Genomic DNA, 17332 nt, shown 5'->3' on the forward strand with positions numbered 1-17332 from the left:
TCTTTTACTTTCATGCAGATAAAAAGAGACCGAATACGATTCCTGTATTCGGTCCAGGGAAATGGCTCTTGGGAGAGAGCCGTGCGCTAAAAGTTGGCATTAATGCAGGCTAAGTCGCCTTGCCTTTTAAGAATAGATGACGACGCCAGGTTTTCCAGTCCACAGCTAAAGCGGTCGGAAAAAAAGCGCGAGAGCATCATAAAATGTGAAAAACCGCAGTGCTTTCGCAAGCATCTGCGGTTTTTTATTGGAAACCTGAACGTTAGCAGAGCTTGTCGGCGCGCTCGATAAACGGGGCCAGACTCATTTTCTGGCCCGGATTCGCCGGGTCATCGATCTGAATAATGCTAATCGGCTGGCCGCTGCTCTTTCCGCTGGCCACCTGCTGCTCGGCGGTTTCATTTAACGGGTATTGCACCAGCGTGCTCGGGTTGATGGCATACAGCGCATGGCCCGGACGGCAGGTCAGCATCACCTCTTCGCGGTTGAACGCCCATTTATCCTTACCCACTTCAAAACGGCTGACGGTGATAACCTGCGGTGCGGCAAACGCGCTCCCCGTGCAGGCCAGCAATATGAGAGAAAGTACTGTCTTTTTCATATGATATTTAACCTTGTCAGAAGGGTTCCCAGGTGGCGAACAGACTGACCGTTGCCAGTACCAGCGCCCCCAGCACCACTTCTGCCTGTGTCATCCTGATAAAAATCTGTTGTGCTCGCCCGGTCTCCGGACGAAACCGTGGCACCAGAAAATACCGATTTGCCAGCGCAATTACCACCATCAACGCCACCAGCGCACATTTGAACAACAAAAACTGCACGTAGTCAGCCTGCCAGGGAATATGGACGCCCAGTATCATGAGCGCATTGATCGCTCCGCTGAGCAGCACGCCCGCGACGGCATAATGGCCCACGCGCGAGAAGCGCATCATGGTATAGATGGCGGCATTCTGCCAGCGCCCTTTCGCCAGACGCATACAGAACAGCAGGGGCAGTAATCCGCCCAGCCAGGCTGCGGCACAGATCAGGTGAAAGGCGTGATTAAGGCGCTGCAACGCCCCCATCGGACCGTCGTTCATCGCCGCGTGCCCTACCCCCGCCAGCAGGATAAGCTGCCCCATGGCGAGCAGCATCAGCCGCGAACCTTTCAGCGGCGCGAGCCATGCTGCAGCGACCGTCATCACAGCAAGAATCATTTGCCACAGCCAGACGCCGCCAAACTGTGTCCTCATCACGCCGAACCAGACCTGCGGGGCAAACACATCTCCCCAGCCGTTACCCATCAATCCGCCCTGAAGCATAAACATCAGGAGTGCAGCCGTCAGGCTCACTAAGGCCGCCACTTTCTGCTGCAGCTGGAAACGCCGGGACATCAGCCGCTGGAGAGAGGAAGGCGCAAACCAGACGCTGTAAAGCGCGTTGCCAAAAACCAGCATCAGCGCCCCGAAATGGATAAAGCGCAACCCGATATAACACAGCGCCAGCATGCTATTTCACGCTAAAGTGATAGCTGCCTTTGGTTTTATGGCCGTCTACAGAGACGACATGCCAGTCTACCTGGTACGTCCCTGACGTCAGCGTTTGTTCCAGCGGAACGGTGAGTTGCGCCTTGTTCTTTTCGTCTCGCGTAGCGGTACCCGTTTTGATGACCTGCTTTTGTGCGTCCGTCACCACCACACCGCTAAATCCCGGTTCGATGCCTTCTGAAAAATGCAGCGTAAGTGCCTGCGGAGCGCTCACCACGCTGTCCGCTGCCGGGATCGGCTGCTTAAGGTGCGCATGCGCCAGCGCGGAGGAGGTCATCATTGTAGAGGTCAGAAAAACCAGTGCGCATACCGCGCGGGAAGCGGAGAAACCCATCGCAATCATTCCTTTTTGTTATGTCTGTATGCTAAAGAATAACGCTGTATAATAAACGAGTCGAGGAACATCCTGCCTCCGCTTGTCATCGTCGTGCAATCGCGGTAACGTTGCCGCCGCAGAAAAAGGAGAAGGTAATGAAGATCAATCTGGCCGCCCTTCCACAGGACGAGATGGATAAAGTGAATGTCGATCTCGCTGCCGCTGGCGTCGCGTTCAAAGAGCGTTACAACATGCCTGTCGTGGCTGAAGTCGTTGAACGGGAACAGCCCGCCCATCTGCGCGACTGGTTTCGCGAAAGACTCATCGCCCACCGTCTCGCCTCGGTTAACCTCTCCCGTTTACCGTACGAACCTAAAGTTAAATAAGCTTAACGAGCCGTTACACTTCCTTACGCTGAATCTGGCAGGATAAGAAAACCCTGATAAATTTAGGTGTATTCTTAAATCTCTGCGACTCAGTGTATAAGGAAGTCACGATGTCACATTGGAATATAGCGGCAGCCCAGTATGGTGGGCAGCATCAGAGTGTCGATGACCATATCACGCACCACCTGCGCTTCATCGCCGAAGCAGCACGGCAGCGGTGCGATCTGCTGGTGTTCCCTGAACTCTCATTAACAGGCTCGGGTACCACTACGCTACCTCCCTCACCCGATGACGCGCAGCTGGAACCGCTGCTGGACGCGGCGCATTTTTACCGGATTACCGTGATTGCCGGGCTCCCCCTGGAACGGAACGGTCAGCGCCAGAAAGGCCTCGCGCTCTTCACGCCCGCCCGTCACCGCATCCTGCGTTACCCGCAAGGTAGCGGTGCCAGCCTGGTGCCGGGGGAGAAACAGCTCAGCATTATTGATGCGCATGCCGATTCCCCCAATCTCGATCCCAGAGCGTCGCTGTTTACCAGCAGCCAGTCCGTGGAGGATCACCGCTGGCGGCAGTCCATCAGTACCCTGCAGCGCTTCGCGCATAAATATGCCATTGCGGTGCTGATGGCGAACGCCTGCGGCGGTAGCGCGCTGTGGGATGAAAAAGGTCAGTTGATCGTCCGCGCCGATCGGGGCGAGCTGCTGTTGACCGGCACGCTCGGCGGAGAGGGTTGGCAAGGCGATATCATTCCTTTAGGCTAGGCGTTTTAAGCTCAGGAGTGTTCAATGCTGCGCGTCATCGATACCGAAACTTGCGATCTTCAGGGCGGAATTGTGGAAGTGGCCTCTGTCGACGTGGTTGATGGTAAAATCGTCAACCCAATGAGCCATCTGGTGCGTCCCGACCGCCCCATCAGCCCTCAGGCGATGGCTATCCATCGCATTACCGAATCGATGGTGGCGGACAAGCCGTGGATCGAAGAGATCATTCCCCACTATTACGGTAGCCCCTGGTACGTCGCGCATAACGCCAGTTTTGACCGCCGGGTGCTACCTGAGATGCCGGGGGAATGGATTTGTACCATGAAGCTGGCGCGTCGCCTCTGGCCGGGCATTAAATACAGCAATATGGCGCTGTACAAGTCCCGCAAGCTCAGCGTCCGCACGCCTGAAGGGCTTCACCATCACCGGGCCCTGTATGACTGCTATATCACCGCCGCGCTACTCATCGATATTATGAACACCTCGGGCTGGACGCCGGACGATATGGCAACGATTACCGGACGCCCCGCACTGCTGACCACGTTTACCTTTGGTAAATACCGGGGCAGAGCGGTGTCGGATATTGCAGATAAAGACCCGGGCTATTTACGCTGGCTGTATAACAACCTCGACAAAATGAGCCCGGAACTGCGCCTGACGCTGAAACATTATCTGGGCGAAGCTTAACGCTCCGCACGGCCTGGCAGCGTCTCCTGCGCCAGGCCAATCAGGAAGGCATATTCCAGAGCAACCCCTTCGTAGGATTTAAATCGACCCGATTTCCCGCCGTGACCGGAGTCCATATCGGTACACAGCAGCAGCAGGTTGTCGTCGGTTTTCAGCTCCCGCAGTTTCGCCACCCATTTTGCCGGCTCCCAGTACTGCACCTGAGAATCATGCAGACCGGTGGTGACCAGCATGTGGGGATAGGCTTTCGCTTCCACGTTATCGTACGGGCTGTACGTTTTCATATAGCGGTAGTAAATCTCATCCTGCGGATTCCCCCACTCTTCGAACTCCCCTGTTGTAAGCGGGATGGATTCATCGAGCATGGTCGTCACCACATCGACAAACGGCACCTGCGCGACAATCCCCTTAAAGCGCTCGGGGCGCTGGTTGATCACCGCCCCCATCAGCATGCCTCCCGCGCTGCCGCCCATGCCAAAGCAGAGCTGCGGATCGCCATAGCCCTGCTCAATCAGCGCATCGCAGACGTCGAGGTAGTCATTGAAGGTGTTTTTCTTTTTCAGGAATTTCCCGTCCTCATACCAGTGCTGCCCCAGCTCACCGCCGCCGCGAATATGGGCGATGGCGAAAACAAAGCCGCGGTCGAGCAGGCTTAATCGGCTGCTGCTGAAATCGGCATCCATGCTTGAGCCGTAGGAGCCGTAGCCGTACACCAGGATCGGTTTTTTGCCTTTCTGGAAGTGGGCTTTGTGATAGACGAGCGAGACGGGGACCTCGACGCCATCCCGGGCGGTAACCCACAGGTGCTCGCTGCGGTAGTTTTCAGACTCAAACCCTTTGACCTCGGTCTGTTTAATCACCTGGCGCTGCCCCGTATCCATGTCCAGCTCAAACAGGGTGTCCGGCGTGGTCATCGATGAGTAGCCGTAGCGCAGCCGCGAGGATTCAGGTTCCGGGTTGAAACCAATCCACGTCACATAGGCCGGGTCGTCGAACGCGATCCCCACCACTTCCCGCGTTTTACGGTTGATTTGCCGGATGCTGGTCAGCCCGCGCTGACGCTCCTCCACCACCAGCCAGTCGGTGAACAGGGTGAACCCTTCCAGCATCACCTGATCCCGCGCGGGGATAAGCACCTCCCATTTGCGCTCATCGCGCACTTTGGTTTTATAGAGACCAAAGTTTTTACCCTCGCGATTCGAACGCAGATAAAAGCTGTGCTGGAAGTGATCCAGGCTGTACTCATGATCCTTCCGGCGCGGCAGGAAACAGAGCGGCTGGGCATCGGGCAGTTCGGCATCCAGCAGCAGGACTTCCGACGTCGTGGCGCTGGCCAGGAAGATAATCACATAATGGCGCGAGGAGGTTTTATGCAGGCTGACATAGAACGTTTCGTCTTTCTCTTCATAGACCAGCTCGTCGTCTGCAGAGTCCGTTCCCACGGTATGCCGCCATACCTGATAAGGCAGCAGCGTAGAGGCATGCTTTTTGACGTAGTACACCGTCTCGGAATCATTCGCCCAGACAAAATCCGGGGAGACGTTTTCCAGCATTTCAGGATACCAGTTGCCGGTGTCCAGATTGCGAAAACGCAGGCCGTACTGGCGACGCGAGAGATAATCCTCCGCCAGCGCCATTACCGCGTTATCAGGTGAAATGGACATGCCGCCCAGAGTATAAAACTCGCTGTGGGCGGCGCGCTGGTTAGCATCCAGCAGAATATCCCACGCATCCCATTCGGCGCTGAGCACCGACTGACGCTGGTAGATGGGATACTCGTTGCCGGGCTCGTAAATATGGCGGTAGCGATAGCCGTTTTTGGTCCAGGGCGCCGAGATATCGCGCTGAGGAATGCGCTGCACCATCTCATTCAGCAGCTGGTCCTGAAGCGTCTGCTGGCTGGACATGACCTTGCGGCCGTAGTCATTTTCCTCGTGCAGATAGTCGAGTACCTCTGGCCGGGAGCGCGAATCGTCCCGTAGCCAGTAATAGTTGTCTATACGCGTATCGCCATGCGTGGTGATCGCATAAGGTATACGTCGGGCTTTCGGTGGCATGTCATCATTCTTTTTAGTTTTACACCCTATAAGGTTGGCAAAACCCACGCATGATGCAAGCGAAACCGGATCGCAACGGCGAGCACTATCCCTGTAACGCCTGTTTTTGTTCCCGGATATCCCGCTCAATGCCCTCACGCACGTCCTGGGGGATCTTCAGCGCGTCTCCAAGCGCATTCAGGTAGCTGCGTTCCATAAAGTGATCGATATCGATGGCGGCACAGCTGAGGAAATAGAGTTCAAGCGCCTCTTCCTCATTTTTCACGCTTTGCGCCAGACGCTGCGGCTCCAGAGGCTGTTCAATGGCCTGCGCCACCAGCGCTCTGCCCTTCTCTTCAACGCCAGCTTCACGCAGTTGCTGTTCAATCGCCAGTCGTTCCTTATCGTCAATATGCCCGTCACTTTTCGCGGCAAAAACCAGCGCCAGGATCAGCCGTTCAGTACGCAGATCCAGCGGCGAAGTATGCTCGCCATAATGCGGTTCGTCGCTGTGCGCGGTCCGGACCCTGTCCTTGTATTTATTCCACAGGACGGTGCCCGCAATGGCGCCCCCACCGGCCAGCAGTGCGCCTGTCCCGTACTTTGCCAGCAGCTTGCGCGAGGATTTATTCGCGACCAGCAGGCCAGCCAGCCCGCCGAGCGCCCCGGGTACCAGCAGTTTACTGAGGTCCCGCTCGCCGGAAGACGATGTTTTCTGCCCTAACAGTGATTGCAATTGATTTAGCCAGCCAGACATGGTTTCCCTCACTTAACGGTGAATATGTTCCACAGCGTAAGCGAGCAGGCGTCAGGAAATGTCTGGCCGGGCTAAAGAAGCGCAAATTTCTTCCTCCCGCGCTTAGCGGTGCACAAGACAGACGCAAACGTTTTCGTTTATACTGCCCGCAACTTTTTCAGGGGGATTGTTATGATTCGTTTAGGAACCGCGCTGCGACCTGCGGCGACGCGAGTGATGCTGTTGGGATCGGGCGAGCTGGGAAAAGAGGTCGCTATTGAGTGCCAGCGTTTAGGCGTGGAAGTCATTGCCGTAGACCGTTACGCCGATGCGCCCGCCATGCACGTCGCCCATCGTTCTTATGTGATTAACATGCTGGATGGCGATGCCCTTCGCGAGCTGATTACGCGCGAGAAACCCGATTTCGTTGTACCGGAAATTGAAGCCATCGCCACCGATACGCTGATTGCGCTTGAGCAGGAAGGCCAGCGCGTGGTGCCCTGCGCGAAAGCCGCAAAGCTAACCATGAACCGCGAAGGCATTCGTCGCCTGGCGGCGGAAGAGCTGGAATTGCCCACCTCGAGCTATCGTTTTGCTGGCGATAAGGCCGCATTCCTGCAGGCCGTAGAGGAGATTGGTTACCCGTGCATCGTTAAGCCGGTGATGAGCTCCTCCGGTAAAGGACAGAGCTTCATTCGCGACAGCAGCACGCTGGACAAGGCGTGGGATTACGCCCAGCAGGGTGGTCGCGCCGGTGCCGGTCGCGTCATCGTCGAAGGCGTGGTGAAGTTTGATTTCGAGATCACGCTGCTGACCGTCAGCGCCGTTGACGGCGTCCATTTCTGCGACCCGATTGGCCACCGCCAGGAGGATGGCGATTACCGCGAATCGTGGCAGCCGCAGCAGATGAGCGCTCTGGCGCTGGAACGTGCGCAGGCGATCGCCCGTAAAACCGTCCTGGCGTTGGGCGGCTATGGCCTGTTCGGCGTGGAGCTGTTTGTGTGCGGTGATGAGGTTATTTTCAGCGAGGTCTCCCCGCGCCCGCATGACACCGGCATGGTCACGCTGATTTCGCAGGATCTCTCCGAATTCGCCCTGCACGTGCGCGCCTTCCTCGGCCTGCCCGTCGGCGGTATCCGTCAGTACGGCCCGGCCGCCTCGGCGGTGATCCTGCCGCAGTTAACCAGCCAGAACGTTACGTTTGATAACGTCGACGCGGCGGTGGGTGCCGGGTTGCAGGTACGTTTGTTCGGTAAGCCGGAGATCGACGGAACCCGTCGTCTTGGCGTGGCATTAGCCACCGGGGATAACGTTAACGAGGCCGTGGCGAGAGCGAAAGCGGCCGCAGCAAGCGTTAAGGTAGAGGGATAAAAAAACGGGCCGAAAGGCCCGTTTTTCATGCGACGAATGACTTACTGCTTCGCGCCTTCCACCGCTTCGCGAGCCAGTTTGGTGATGCGATCCCAGTCGCCCGCTTCCAGCGCATCCGCCGGAACCAGCCATGAGCCACCGATGCACAGCACGCTTTTCAGCGCCAGGTAGTCACGGTAGTTGGCAGGAGAAATACCGCCCGTCGGGCAGAAGCGTACCTGGGAGAAAGGACCGGCAATGGCCTGCAGCGCTTTGGTGCCGCCGTTCGCTTCCGCCGGGAAGAATTTAAACTCTTTCAGACCGTAGTCCATGCCCAGCATCAGTTCAGAGACGGTGCTGATGCCCGGGATCAGCGGAATAGTGCCTTCGGTCGCGGCCTTCAGCAGCGACTCGGTCAGGCCCGGGCTGATGGCAAACTGTGCGCCCGCTTCGGTCACTTCAGCCAGCTGTTTTGCGTTCGTCACGGTACCCGCACCGATGATGGCGTCCGGCACTTCTTTAGCAATGGCGCGAATGGCGTCCATCGCGCAGGCGGTACGCAGGGTCACTTCCAGAACGCGAACGCCGCCTGCAACCAGCGCTTTCGCCATCGGTACAGCGTGCTCCAGCTTGTTTACCACGATAACCGGCACGACAGGGCCCGTGGTCAGGATTGCTTCTGCACTTGTTTTCCAGTTTTTCATCAGAGTTTTCTCTCGCCAGATCGTTAAAATCAAGTCGTCTTAAAACGTAATACAGGTTGCGCCCTGCTCAGCACCGGAGAGTTTCTCACGTAGCGCGCCAAACATTTCGCGTCCTGTTCCCACGCGCGACGCGCTCAGGTCAGGAATATGGGGCTGACGTGCCGCCAGTTCGGCATCATCCACCAGCAGGGTTAACTCGCCTGTCTGACCGTTAACGCGGATCATGTCACTGTCACGCACTTTCGCCAGCAGGCCACCGTCGTACGCTTCCGGCGTCACGTGGATGGCTGAAGGCACTTTACCTGAGGCGCCAGAGAGGCGTCCATCGGTCACCAGTGCAATTTTGAAACGGCGGTCCAATAATACACCAAGTGGTGGCATAAGTTTATGTAATTCTGGCATCCCGTTGGCTTTAGGCCCCTGATGACGCACCACTACCACGCAGTCCTTATCGAGCAGACCGGCGTCAAAGGCAGGTAATACGTCGTGCTGGCTTTCAAATACCACCGCCGGCGCTTCGATAATCTGGTTCTCTTCCGGTACGGCAGAGGTCTTCATCACCGCGCGACCGAGGTTACCGCTGAGCACTTTGGTGCCACCGTGAGGAGAGAACGGTTTGTCGATGGTGGCGATAACCTGCGCATCAAGAGACGCGCTCGCCCCATCACGCCAGTCCAGCTCGCCGTTGTTCAGCCATGGCTCCTGGGTGTAGCGCTGCAGGCCAAAGCCCGCCACGGTGTTGACATCTTCGTGCAGCAGACCGCCTTTCAGCAGCTCGCGCATGAGCAGCGGTACGCCGCCCGCGGCCTGGAAGTGGTTAATGTCCGCCGGGCCATTCGGGTACAGGCGCGCCATCAACGGCACCACGGAAGAGATCTCGGAGAAGTCATCCCAGTTAATCAGAATGCCCGCAGCACGCGCCATGGCCACCAGGTGCATGGTGTGGTTGGTTGACCCACCGGTTGCCAGCAGCGCGACAATCCCGTTGACGATGACCTTTTCGTCGACCATTTTGCCCATCGGCATCCATTCGTTGCCGTTGCCGGTAAGACGCGTGACCTGACGGGCCGCAGCCTCGGTCAGCGCTTTGCGCAGCGGCGCGTCCGGCTGGATAAAGGATGAGCCCGGAAGCTGCATCCCCATAAACTCCACCACCATCTGGTTCGTGTTCGCGGTACCGTAGAACGTACAGGTGCCCGGCGCATGGTAGGACGCGGCTTCCGCCTCCAGCAGCGCCTGACGGTCTGCTTTCCCTTCCGCGTACAGCTGGCGGATACGGACTTTTTCTTTGTTCGGCAGGCCGCTTGCCATTGGGCCCGAGGGCACGAAGATCGCAGGCAGATGACCAAACGACAGCGCAGCCATCACCAGGCCCGGAACAATCTTGTCGCACACGCCGAGATAGAGCGCACCATCAAACATGTTGTGTGACAGACCCACCGCCGCGGACATGGCAATCACTTCGCGGCTCAGCAGGGAGAGCTCCATACCGTCCTGACCCTGCGTTACGCCGTCGCACATGGCGGGTACCCCACCCGCCACCTGACCGACCGCATTCACGCTGTGCAGCGCTTTACGGATGATATCCGGGTAAACCTCATAGGGCTGATGCGCGGAGAGCATATCGTTATAGGCGGTAATGATGGCGATATTGTTACGCAACATGCTTTTCAGCGACGCTTTATCGTCAGGCTGGCAGGCGGCGAAGCCGTGCGCCAGGTTACCGCAGGCCAGTTGAGATCGGTGGACGGTGTTGCTCTTTGCCTGCTCAATCCGGGCGAGGTAGGCCGAACGGGTCTCTTTCGAGCGCTCAATAATGCGTTGTGTTACGCGTAACAATGTCGGATTCATAAAAGCTCCTCTCATTTATCTGTCCGGGCTCGGGAGTTTACAAAGTCGCTGGCAGTTGTTAACAACGCTGAAACGCTTGCTGTCCGGAGCTCAGGGGCAAAATCACTTCCGGCAGTGTAATAAAAAAAGCTCCGCGGGTGAATCCACGCGGAGCTTAAAAGTTGAAAATTGTGCCACGAGCTGTGTTAGATCATGTTACCGGTAAAATAACACTTTCGGGCTAGCGGATTATCTTACTCAAACTCATTCCAGGAGCGGCCATCGCGGGTGATCATCGCCACCGACGCGACAGGTCCCCAGGTACCCGCCTGATACGGTTTTGGCGCATCCTGATCGGCAGCCCAGGCTTCGGTGATGGAGTCGACCCATTTCCACGCCTCTTCCACTTCATCGCGACGCACGAACAACGCCTGAATACCGCGCATGGTTTCCAGCAGCAGACGCTCGTACGCATCGGCCAGGTGCGTCTGGTTGAAGGTTTCGGAGTAGCTCAGATCCAGCTTGGTGGTCTGCAGGTTGTGTTTATGATCCAGGCCCGGCACTTTGTTCAGGATCTGGATATCCACGCCCTCGTCCGGCTGCAGACGAATGGTCAGCTTGTTCTGCGGCAGCTCCTGCCAGGACTCTTTGAACAGGTTCAGTTCCGGGTTCTTAAAGTAGACAACCACTTCGGAACATTTCGCAGGCAGACGCTTACCGGTGCGCAGGTAGAACGGAACACCCGCCCAGCGCCAGTCGTCGATATCCACGCGGATCGCCACGAACGTCTCGGTGTTGCTGGACTTGTTCGCGCCCTCTTCTTCCAGGTACCCCGGCACTTTTTTGCCCTGCGCAAACCCGGCGGTGTACTGGCCGCGAACGGTCTTCTCACGCACGTTGGAGCGGTCGATGCGGCGCAGCGATTTCAGCACTTTCACTTTTGCGTCACGGATGCTGTCCGCCGTCAGGTCAGACGGTGGAGACATGGCAATCATGCACAGAATCTGCAGGAGGTGGTTCTGGATCATGTCGCGCATCTGGCCGGCCTGGTCAAAGTAACCCCAGCGGCCTTCAATACCCACCTCTTCTGCTACGGTGATTTCCACGTGGTCGATAGTGCGGTTGTCCCAGTTATTCACAAACAGGGAGTTAGCAAAACGCAGGGCCAGCAGGTTCAGTACCGTTTCTTTACCGAGATAGTGGTCGATACGGTAGACCTGGCACTCTTCAAAGAACTCGCCTACCTGGTCGTTGATTTCACGCGAGGTTGCCAGCGACGTACCCAGCGGCTTCTCCATCACGACGCGCGCCGGTTTGGCGTTCAGTTTGGCTTCGCCCAGGCCTTTGCAGATGGCGCCGAAGGTGCTAGGCGGCATGGCGAAATAGTTAATCGTGACACGGTTTTTCTGATCCAGCATCGCGCCTAAGCGGGTAAACGCGCTGACGTCATTAACGTCCAGGTTACAGAAATCGAGACGTCCACTCAGGGTATCCCACAAACTTTCATCAATTTTTTCCTTCATGAAAGTTTCGAGCGCCTCGCGGACGACTTTGGTATAAGCGTCCTTGTCCCAGTCGGCGCGCCCTACACCCAGGATACGGGTATCCGGATGAATTTGGCCCGCTTTCTCCAGTTGATACAGGGAAGGCAGCAATTTTCGGCGTGCAAGATCGCCTTTCGCGCCGAAAATGACCAGGTCACATGCCTGGGCTGTTTGCGTTACCGCCATGTCATTCTCCTCAGTTGGATCACCTGGTACTTCTGCCAGGTATCGTTGTAATTTTATTACAATGCACTGTACTGCTTTTACGTCATTCCCGAAACCATTAGCGCTTATCGTCGCGTGCGATACCGCGATTTTTCACCCTTCGGATGATTTCGACGGCTTAATGACGCAACAACCGTCGTTTCTTTGCGCAACAGGGTCATAGCAAAACCCGACACCGATCAAGTAATGAAAAAAAACAACAACATTATCTTGTCGATTGTTACCCTTAATGGAAGCCACAAGGGTAATATCGGCTAAATCGAATCACGATTTCATCAATTTATGAAATCGTTTACACCCATGAGCATCCTGTTAACATGAACATGCTGGAAAAAATCCAGTTTCAACTGGAACACCTTAGCAAATCCGAGCGAAAAGTGGCCGAGGTCATTCTCGCCTCTCCCGCTCAGGCGATTCATTCAAGCATCGCCGCTCTGGCACAGGAAGCGGGTGTTAGCGAACCCACGGTCAATCGCTTTTGCCGCAGCCTGGAAACACGCGGCTTTCCTGATTTTAAACTGCATCTGGCGCAAAGTCTGGCTAACGGCACCCCTTATGTTAATCGTAATGTGGATGAAGACGACAGCGTTGATGCCTATACCGCGAAAATTTTTGAGTCGGCCATGGCTTCGCTCGACCACGTCCGTCAGTCACTGGACATGAGCTCCGTGAATCGCGCGGTGGATTTACTCACCCAGGCCAAGCGAATTGCGTTCTTTGGGCTCGGGTCGTCGGCAGCCGTCGCGCATGACGCCATGAACAAATTTTTCCGCTTTAACGTCCCGGTGATTTATTCCGATGACATTGTCCTGCAACGCATGAGCTGTATGAATTGCAGTGAAGATGACGTCGTGGTACTGATTTCGCATACCGGCCGCACCAAGAGTCAGGTAGAGCTGGCGCAGTTGGCCCGTGAAAACGATGCCATGGTGATTGCCCTCACAACGGCAGGCACGCCGCTGGCGCGTGAGGCAACACTGGCGATCACCCTCGACGTGCCGGAAGACACCGACATTTATATGCCGATGGTCTCCCGCCTGGCCCAGCTCACCGTGATTGACGTGCTCGCGACCGGTTTTACCTTACGTCGAGGGGCAAAATTCCGGGATAACTTGAAGCGGGTCAAGGAAGCGCTGAAGGAATCGCGTTTTGATAAAGAATTGCTTATAAAGAGCGATGTTCCCTGATAGTTGATAACGAAGACGTCACGAATAATGACGATGTAACGATTTACGGCATTCGGTCCCCTCGCCGCTGCCTTGCAGCAGATGAAGGCCGATTCAATGTTCACGCAACACCAAAGTTGTTTCAGTCAACGGAGTATTACATGTCCAGAAGGCTTCGCAGAACCAAGATCGTAACCACCTTAGGCCCGGCCACCGATCGCGATAATAATCTCGAAAAAATTATCGCCGCCGGTGCCAACGTGGTGCGTATGAACTTCTCTCACGGTACGCCAGAAGACCATAAATTACGTGCCGATAAAGTGCGTGAAATCGCAGCAAAACTGGGCCGCCACGTTGCTATCCTCGGCGATTTGCAGGGTCCAAAAATTCGTGTCTCCACCTTTAAAGAGGGGAAAGTTTTCCTCAATATCGGCGACAAATTTCTGCTGGATGCCAACCTGGGCAAAGGTGAAGGCGATAAAGAAAAAGTCGGTATCGACTATAAAGGCCTCCCGGCTGACGTCGTACCTGGCGATATCCTGCTGCTTGATGATGGCCGCGTACAGCTGAAAGTGCTGGAAGTTCAGGGCATGAAAGTGTTCACCGAAGTTACCGTCGGCGGCCCGCTCTCCAACAATAAAGGCATCAACAAACTGGGCGGCGGCCTCTCTGCAGAGGCGCTCACCGATAAAGACAAAGCGGACATCGTGACGGCTGCGCTGATCGGCGTTGATTACCTGGCTGTCTCCTTCCCGCGCTGCGGCGAAGATCTGAACTATGCGCGTCGCCTGGCACGCGATGCAGGCTGCGATGCCAAAATCGTCGCCAAAGTTGAGCGTGCGGAAGCCGTTTGCGATCAGGACGCCATGGACGACGTGATCCTCGCGTCAGACGTGGTGATGGTTGCGCGCGGCGACCTGGGTGTGGAAATCGGCGACCCTGAGCTGGTCGGTATTCAGAAAGCCCTGATTCGTCGCGCACGTCAGCTGAACCGCGCGGTGATCACCGCGACTCAGATGATGGAATCGATGATCACTAACCCGATGCCAACCCGTGCAGAAGTCATGGACGTGGCAAACGCCGTGCTGGACGGTACCGATGCGGTGATGCTCTCCGCAGAAACCGCAGCGGGCCAGTATCCGGCAGAAACCGTGGCCGCCATGGCGCGCGTCTGCCTGGGCGCTGAAAAGATCCCAAGCATCAACGTCTCTAAACACCGTCTGGACGTGCAGTTCGACAACGTGGAAGAAGCGATTGCGATGTCAGCAATGTATGCGGCGAACCATCTGAAGGGCGTTACCGCAATCATCACCATGACCGAATCTGGCCGCACCGCGCTGATGACCTCGCGTATCAGCTCGGGTCTGCCGATCTTCGCCATGTCCCGTCACGAACGTACGCTGAACCTGACGGCGCTCTACCGCGGCGTGACGCCGGTTCACTTCGACAGCACCAATGACGGCGTGGCCGCCGCGCACGATGCCGTAAACCTGCTGCGCGACAAAGGCTATCTGGTGTCAGGTGATATCGTTATTGTGACCCAGGGTGATGTGATGAGCACCATCGGCTCAACCAACACCACGCGCGTTATGACCGTCGAGTAATAACGTCTCTGTTAAAAAGCCCTCTCCAGATGGAGAGGGCTTTTTTTATTTCGTTGGATACAGCTCTTTGCGTTTATACGGCTCTGTTTCGCCCGGTTTGCGCGTTTTAAGCAGCTTCAAAATCCACGTGTACTGTTCGGCATGCGGTCCCACCAGAATCTCCACTTCTTCGTTCATCCGACGCGCAATGGTGTGGTCATCGGCGGTGAGCAGATCGTCCATCGGCGGACGAACCTCAATACTCAGGCGATGCGTTTTGCCGTCATAGACCGGGAACAGCGGGATCACCCGGGCACGACACACTTTCATCAGGCGACCAATCGCGGGGAGCGTCGCTTTATAAGTCGCAAAGAAATCGACAAACTCGCTGTGCTCGGGGCCGTGGTCCTGATCCGGCAGATAGTAGCCCCAGTACCCCTGGCGTACCGACTGAATGAAGGGCTTAATGCCATCGTTACGGGCATGCAGGCGTCCGCCAAAACGACGACGCACCGTATTCCAGACAAAATCGAAGATCTTATTGCCCTGATTGTGGAACATTGCCGCCATCTTCTGGCCCTGAGAGGCCATCAGCATCGCCGGAATATCAACGCCCCAGCCGTGTGGGACAAGGAAAATGACTTTCTCGTCATTGCGACGCATCTCCTCGATGATTTCCAGCCCTTTCCAGTCAACGCGATCGACAATTTTATCCGGCCCTTTCAGCGCCAGCTCCGCCATCATCGCCATGGCCTGCGGTGCGGTGGTATACATCTCATCAATGATTGCCTCGCGCTCGGCATCACTCTTTTCCGGAAAACAGTAATAGAGGTTGATCTGCGCGCGACGGCGGGCACTCTTGCCAAAACGCCCGGCCAGACGGCCAATTTTACCCAGGACAGGATCGCGGACGGAAGCCGGCAGCATCGCTATCCCCGCAAAGGCATAAACGCCAAGCCAGGCGCCCCAGTTGCGCGGATGACGAAAGGATTTTTCAAACTCAGGAATGTATTCAATATTGTTTTTTTGGGTTTCCATGCTGGATCCAGGGTCTGATGACGCAAAAAATTATTCAGATAGTGTAGCGAGGCAGTCGTCCGCGCACAAAAGAAAAAGCCGGCGTCAGTGTGCGCCGGCTTTTTTAACAAAAACAGAGGGCTTAGTCTAAGCTCAGCTGCGGCAATACCTCTTTCACCTGCGCCAGATAATCAGTACGATCTTTACCTGTCAGGCCTTCGGTGCGCGGCAGTTTCGCCGTCAGCGGGTTCACTGCCTGTTGGTTAATCCACACTTCATAGTGCAGGTGCGGGCCGGTAGAGCGTCCGGTATTACCAGAGATCGCAATACGATCGCCACGTTTCACCTTCTGGCCCGGTTTAACCAGCAGCTTACGCAGGTGCATGTAGCGGGTCGTATACGTACGGCCATGACGTACCGCAACGTAATACCCGGCTGCACCGCTACGTTTGGCCACCACAACTTCACCATCCCCTACCGCCAGAACCGGTGTGCCCTGCGGCATGGCAAAGTCAACGCCACGGTGCGGTGCGACACGCCCGGTTACCGGGTTCAGACGACGCGGGTTAAAGTTGGAGGAGACGCGGAACTGTTTAGCCGTCGGGAAGCGCAGGAAGCCTTTTGCAAGGCCCGTACCGCTGCGGTCGTAGAACTTACCGTCTTCGGCACGGATCGCGTAGTAATCTTTGCCCTCGGAGCGCAGACGCACGCCCAGCAGCTGGCTTTGCTCGCGCTTGCCGTCCAGCATTTCGCGGGACATCAGAACGGAGAACTCATCGCCCTTCTTCAGTTTGCGGAAATCCATCTGCCACTGCATGGCTTTGATCACCGAACTGATTTCAGCGCTGGTCAACCCTGCATCACGCGCGCTGGAAACAAAGCTTGCCCCCACGGTGCCTTTCAGAACGCTGTTAACCCAGTCGCCCTTCTGCATTTCGCTGGTCATTTTAAAGCCCGTCGCCGTGCGATCGTAGGTGCGGGTTTCGCGGCGGGACATTTCCCAGGTCAGACGCTGCAGATCGCCATCGGCCGTTAACGTCCAGGAGAGCTGTTGCCCGATTTTCAGGTTGCGAAGATCTTTATCTGCCGCCGCCAGCTGGCTGATATTCCCCATGTCGATGCCGTACTGGTTCAGCACGCTGCTCAGCGTGTCCCCGGTAGAAACAACATATTCGTGAATACCCGCTTCGTTCTCGGTTTTATCGTCCAGTTCATCCTGTGGAATAGCTTCATCTTCCTGAGCCGACTGGTCGATAGGCTCGCTGGCTTCAGGCAGCAAAGAGCGAATTTCGCTCTTTTCAAGCTCGATGGTTTTGATGATAGGGGCAGAACTCGGGTGGTAAACATAGGGCCGCCAGACGGCGACCGCTAAGGTGAGTACTGTAAGCGACCCCAGCATGACGCGGTGGGGTCGAGGCAGATTGTTAAATGCCAGGGCGACAGAGCGGGCTATCTGTTGCACGTA

The 17332-nt window shown here is 56.4% G+C and carries 16 protein-coding genes; 6 read left to right on the forward strand and 10 right to left on the reverse strand.

Going from position 1 to position 17332, the window contains the following annotated elements; all coding sequences use genetic code 11:
- Positions 1-262: 262 nt before the first annotated feature.
- From ABFV38_RS13380 to yobA, 3 genes are read right to left on the reverse strand one after another with little or no spacing between them, the layout of a single operon-like run.
- Positions 263-601, reverse strand: coding sequence for a YebY family protein (locus ABFV38_RS13380; RefSeq protein WP_008500468.1), 339 nt, complete (start codon positions 599-601; stop codon positions 263-265).
- 16 nt (positions 602-617) lie between these two features.
- The gene (gene copD / locus ABFV38_RS13385) at positions 618-1487 is read right to left on the reverse strand and encodes a copper homeostasis membrane protein CopD (protein WP_235403170.1); all 870 of its coding nucleotides are present in this window, start codon (positions 1485-1487) and stop codon (positions 618-620) included.
- A 1-nt stretch (position 1488) separates the two neighbouring features.
- On the reverse strand, positions 1489-1860 hold the full coding sequence (gene yobA, locus ABFV38_RS13390; RefSeq protein ID WP_048029432.1) for a CopC domain-containing protein YobA: 372 nt from the start codon (positions 1858-1860) through the stop codon (positions 1489-1491).
- 137 nt (positions 1861-1997) lie between these two features.
- On the opposite strand from yobA, the gene ABFV38_RS13395 reads away from it, so the two are divergent.
- The 3 genes from ABFV38_RS13395 to exoX all read left to right on the forward strand — a co-directional run bounded on the left by ABFV38_RS13395 (position 1998) and on the right by exoX (position 3676).
- The gene (locus ABFV38_RS13395) at positions 1998-2228 is read left to right on the forward strand and encodes a DNA polymerase III subunit theta (protein ID WP_008500465.1); all 231 of its coding nucleotides are present in this window, start codon (positions 1998-2000) and stop codon (positions 2226-2228) included.
- A 110-nt stretch (positions 2229-2338) separates the two neighbouring features.
- Complete coding sequence (locus ABFV38_RS13400) at positions 2339-2989, forward strand: carbon-nitrogen hydrolase family protein (protein WP_048029431.1); 651 nt, start codon at positions 2339-2341, stop codon at positions 2987-2989.
- Positions 2990-3013: 24 nt separating this feature from the next.
- Entirely contained in the window at positions 3014-3676 is a 663-nt protein-coding gene (exoX, locus tag ABFV38_RS13405; protein ID WP_008500463.1) for an exodeoxyribonuclease X, read from the forward strand.
- Here exoX and ptrB read toward each other — a convergent pair.
- Both ptrB and ABFV38_RS13415 read right to left on the reverse strand, forming a co-directional pair.
- The gene (gene ptrB, locus ABFV38_RS13410; protein ID WP_348957416.1) at positions 3673-5733 is read right to left on the reverse strand and encodes an oligopeptidase B; all 2061 of its coding nucleotides are present in this window, start codon (positions 5731-5733) and stop codon (positions 3673-3675) included. The genes exoX and ptrB overlap by 4 nt on opposite strands.
- 85 nt (positions 5734-5818) lie before the next feature.
- Complete coding sequence (locus ABFV38_RS13415) at positions 5819-6469, reverse strand: DUF533 domain-containing protein (RefSeq protein WP_008500461.1); 651 nt, start codon at positions 6467-6469, stop codon at positions 5819-5821.
- A gap of 171 nt (positions 6470-6640) precedes the next feature.
- Here ABFV38_RS13415 and purT point away from each other — a divergent pair, with 171 nt between their 5' ends.
- Positions 6641-7819 carry a formate-dependent phosphoribosylglycinamide formyltransferase gene (gene purT / locus ABFV38_RS13420; protein ID WP_348957417.1) on the forward strand — a complete coding sequence of 393 codons (1179 nt, stop codon included), beginning with the start codon at positions 6641-6643 and terminating at the stop codon, positions 7817-7819.
- A 41-nt stretch (positions 7820-7860) separates the two neighbouring features.
- Here purT and kdgA read toward each other — a convergent pair whose 3' ends face one another.
- The 3 genes from kdgA to zwf form a co-directional block, all read right to left on the reverse strand.
- A complete protein-coding gene (kdgA, locus tag ABFV38_RS13425) occupies positions 7861-8502 on the reverse strand; it encodes a bifunctional 4-hydroxy-2-oxoglutarate aldolase/2-dehydro-3-deoxy-phosphogluconate aldolase (RefSeq protein ID WP_008500459.1) in 642 nt (213 codons plus the stop codon).
- A gap of 39 nt (positions 8503-8541) precedes the next feature.
- Complete coding sequence (gene edd, locus ABFV38_RS13430; protein ID WP_348957418.1) at positions 8542-10353, reverse strand: phosphogluconate dehydratase; 1812 nt, start codon at positions 10351-10353, stop codon at positions 8542-8544.
- A gap of 233 nt (positions 10354-10586) precedes the next feature.
- The gene (gene zwf, locus ABFV38_RS13435) at positions 10587-12062 is read right to left on the reverse strand and encodes a glucose-6-phosphate dehydrogenase (RefSeq protein ID WP_023312228.1); all 1476 of its coding nucleotides are present in this window, start codon (positions 12060-12062) and stop codon (positions 10587-10589) included.
- Positions 12063-12418: 356 nt separating this feature from the next.
- On the opposite strand from zwf, the gene ABFV38_RS13440 reads away from it, so the two are divergent.
- Together ABFV38_RS13440 and pyk are read left to right on the forward strand one after the other, a co-directional pair.
- Complete coding sequence (locus ABFV38_RS13440) at positions 12419-13288, forward strand: MurR/RpiR family transcriptional regulator (RefSeq protein ID WP_023312229.1); 870 nt, start codon at positions 12419-12421, stop codon at positions 13286-13288.
- A 140-nt stretch (positions 13289-13428) separates the two neighbouring features.
- Positions 13429-14871 (forward strand): pyruvate kinase, encoded by a 1443-nt coding sequence (gene pyk, locus ABFV38_RS13445; protein WP_008500455.1) that lies wholly within the window; start codon positions 13429-13431, stop codon positions 14869-14871.
- 45 nt (positions 14872-14916) lie between these two features.
- On the opposite strand, the gene lpxM is transcribed toward pyk, so the two are convergent.
- Both lpxM and mepM read right to left on the reverse strand, forming a co-directional pair.
- Positions 14917-15888, reverse strand: a complete 972-nt coding sequence (lpxM, locus tag ABFV38_RS13450; RefSeq protein ID WP_045908211.1) for a lauroyl-Kdo(2)-lipid IV(A) myristoyltransferase — start codon at positions 15886-15888, stop codon at positions 14917-14919.
- 121 nt (positions 15889-16009) lie between these two features.
- Positions 16010-17329 (reverse strand): murein DD-endopeptidase MepM, encoded by a 1320-nt coding sequence (gene mepM / locus ABFV38_RS13455; protein ID WP_048029426.1) that lies wholly within the window; start codon positions 17327-17329, stop codon positions 16010-16012.
- Between the last annotated feature and the right edge of the window lie 3 nt (positions 17330-17332).

Origin of the sequence: Enterobacter cloacae complex sp. Mu1197 (assembly GCF_040059225.1) — a bacterium.
Taxonomy (GTDB): domain Bacteria; phylum Pseudomonadota; class Gammaproteobacteria; order Enterobacterales; family Enterobacteriaceae; genus Enterobacter; species Enterobacter quasiroggenkampii.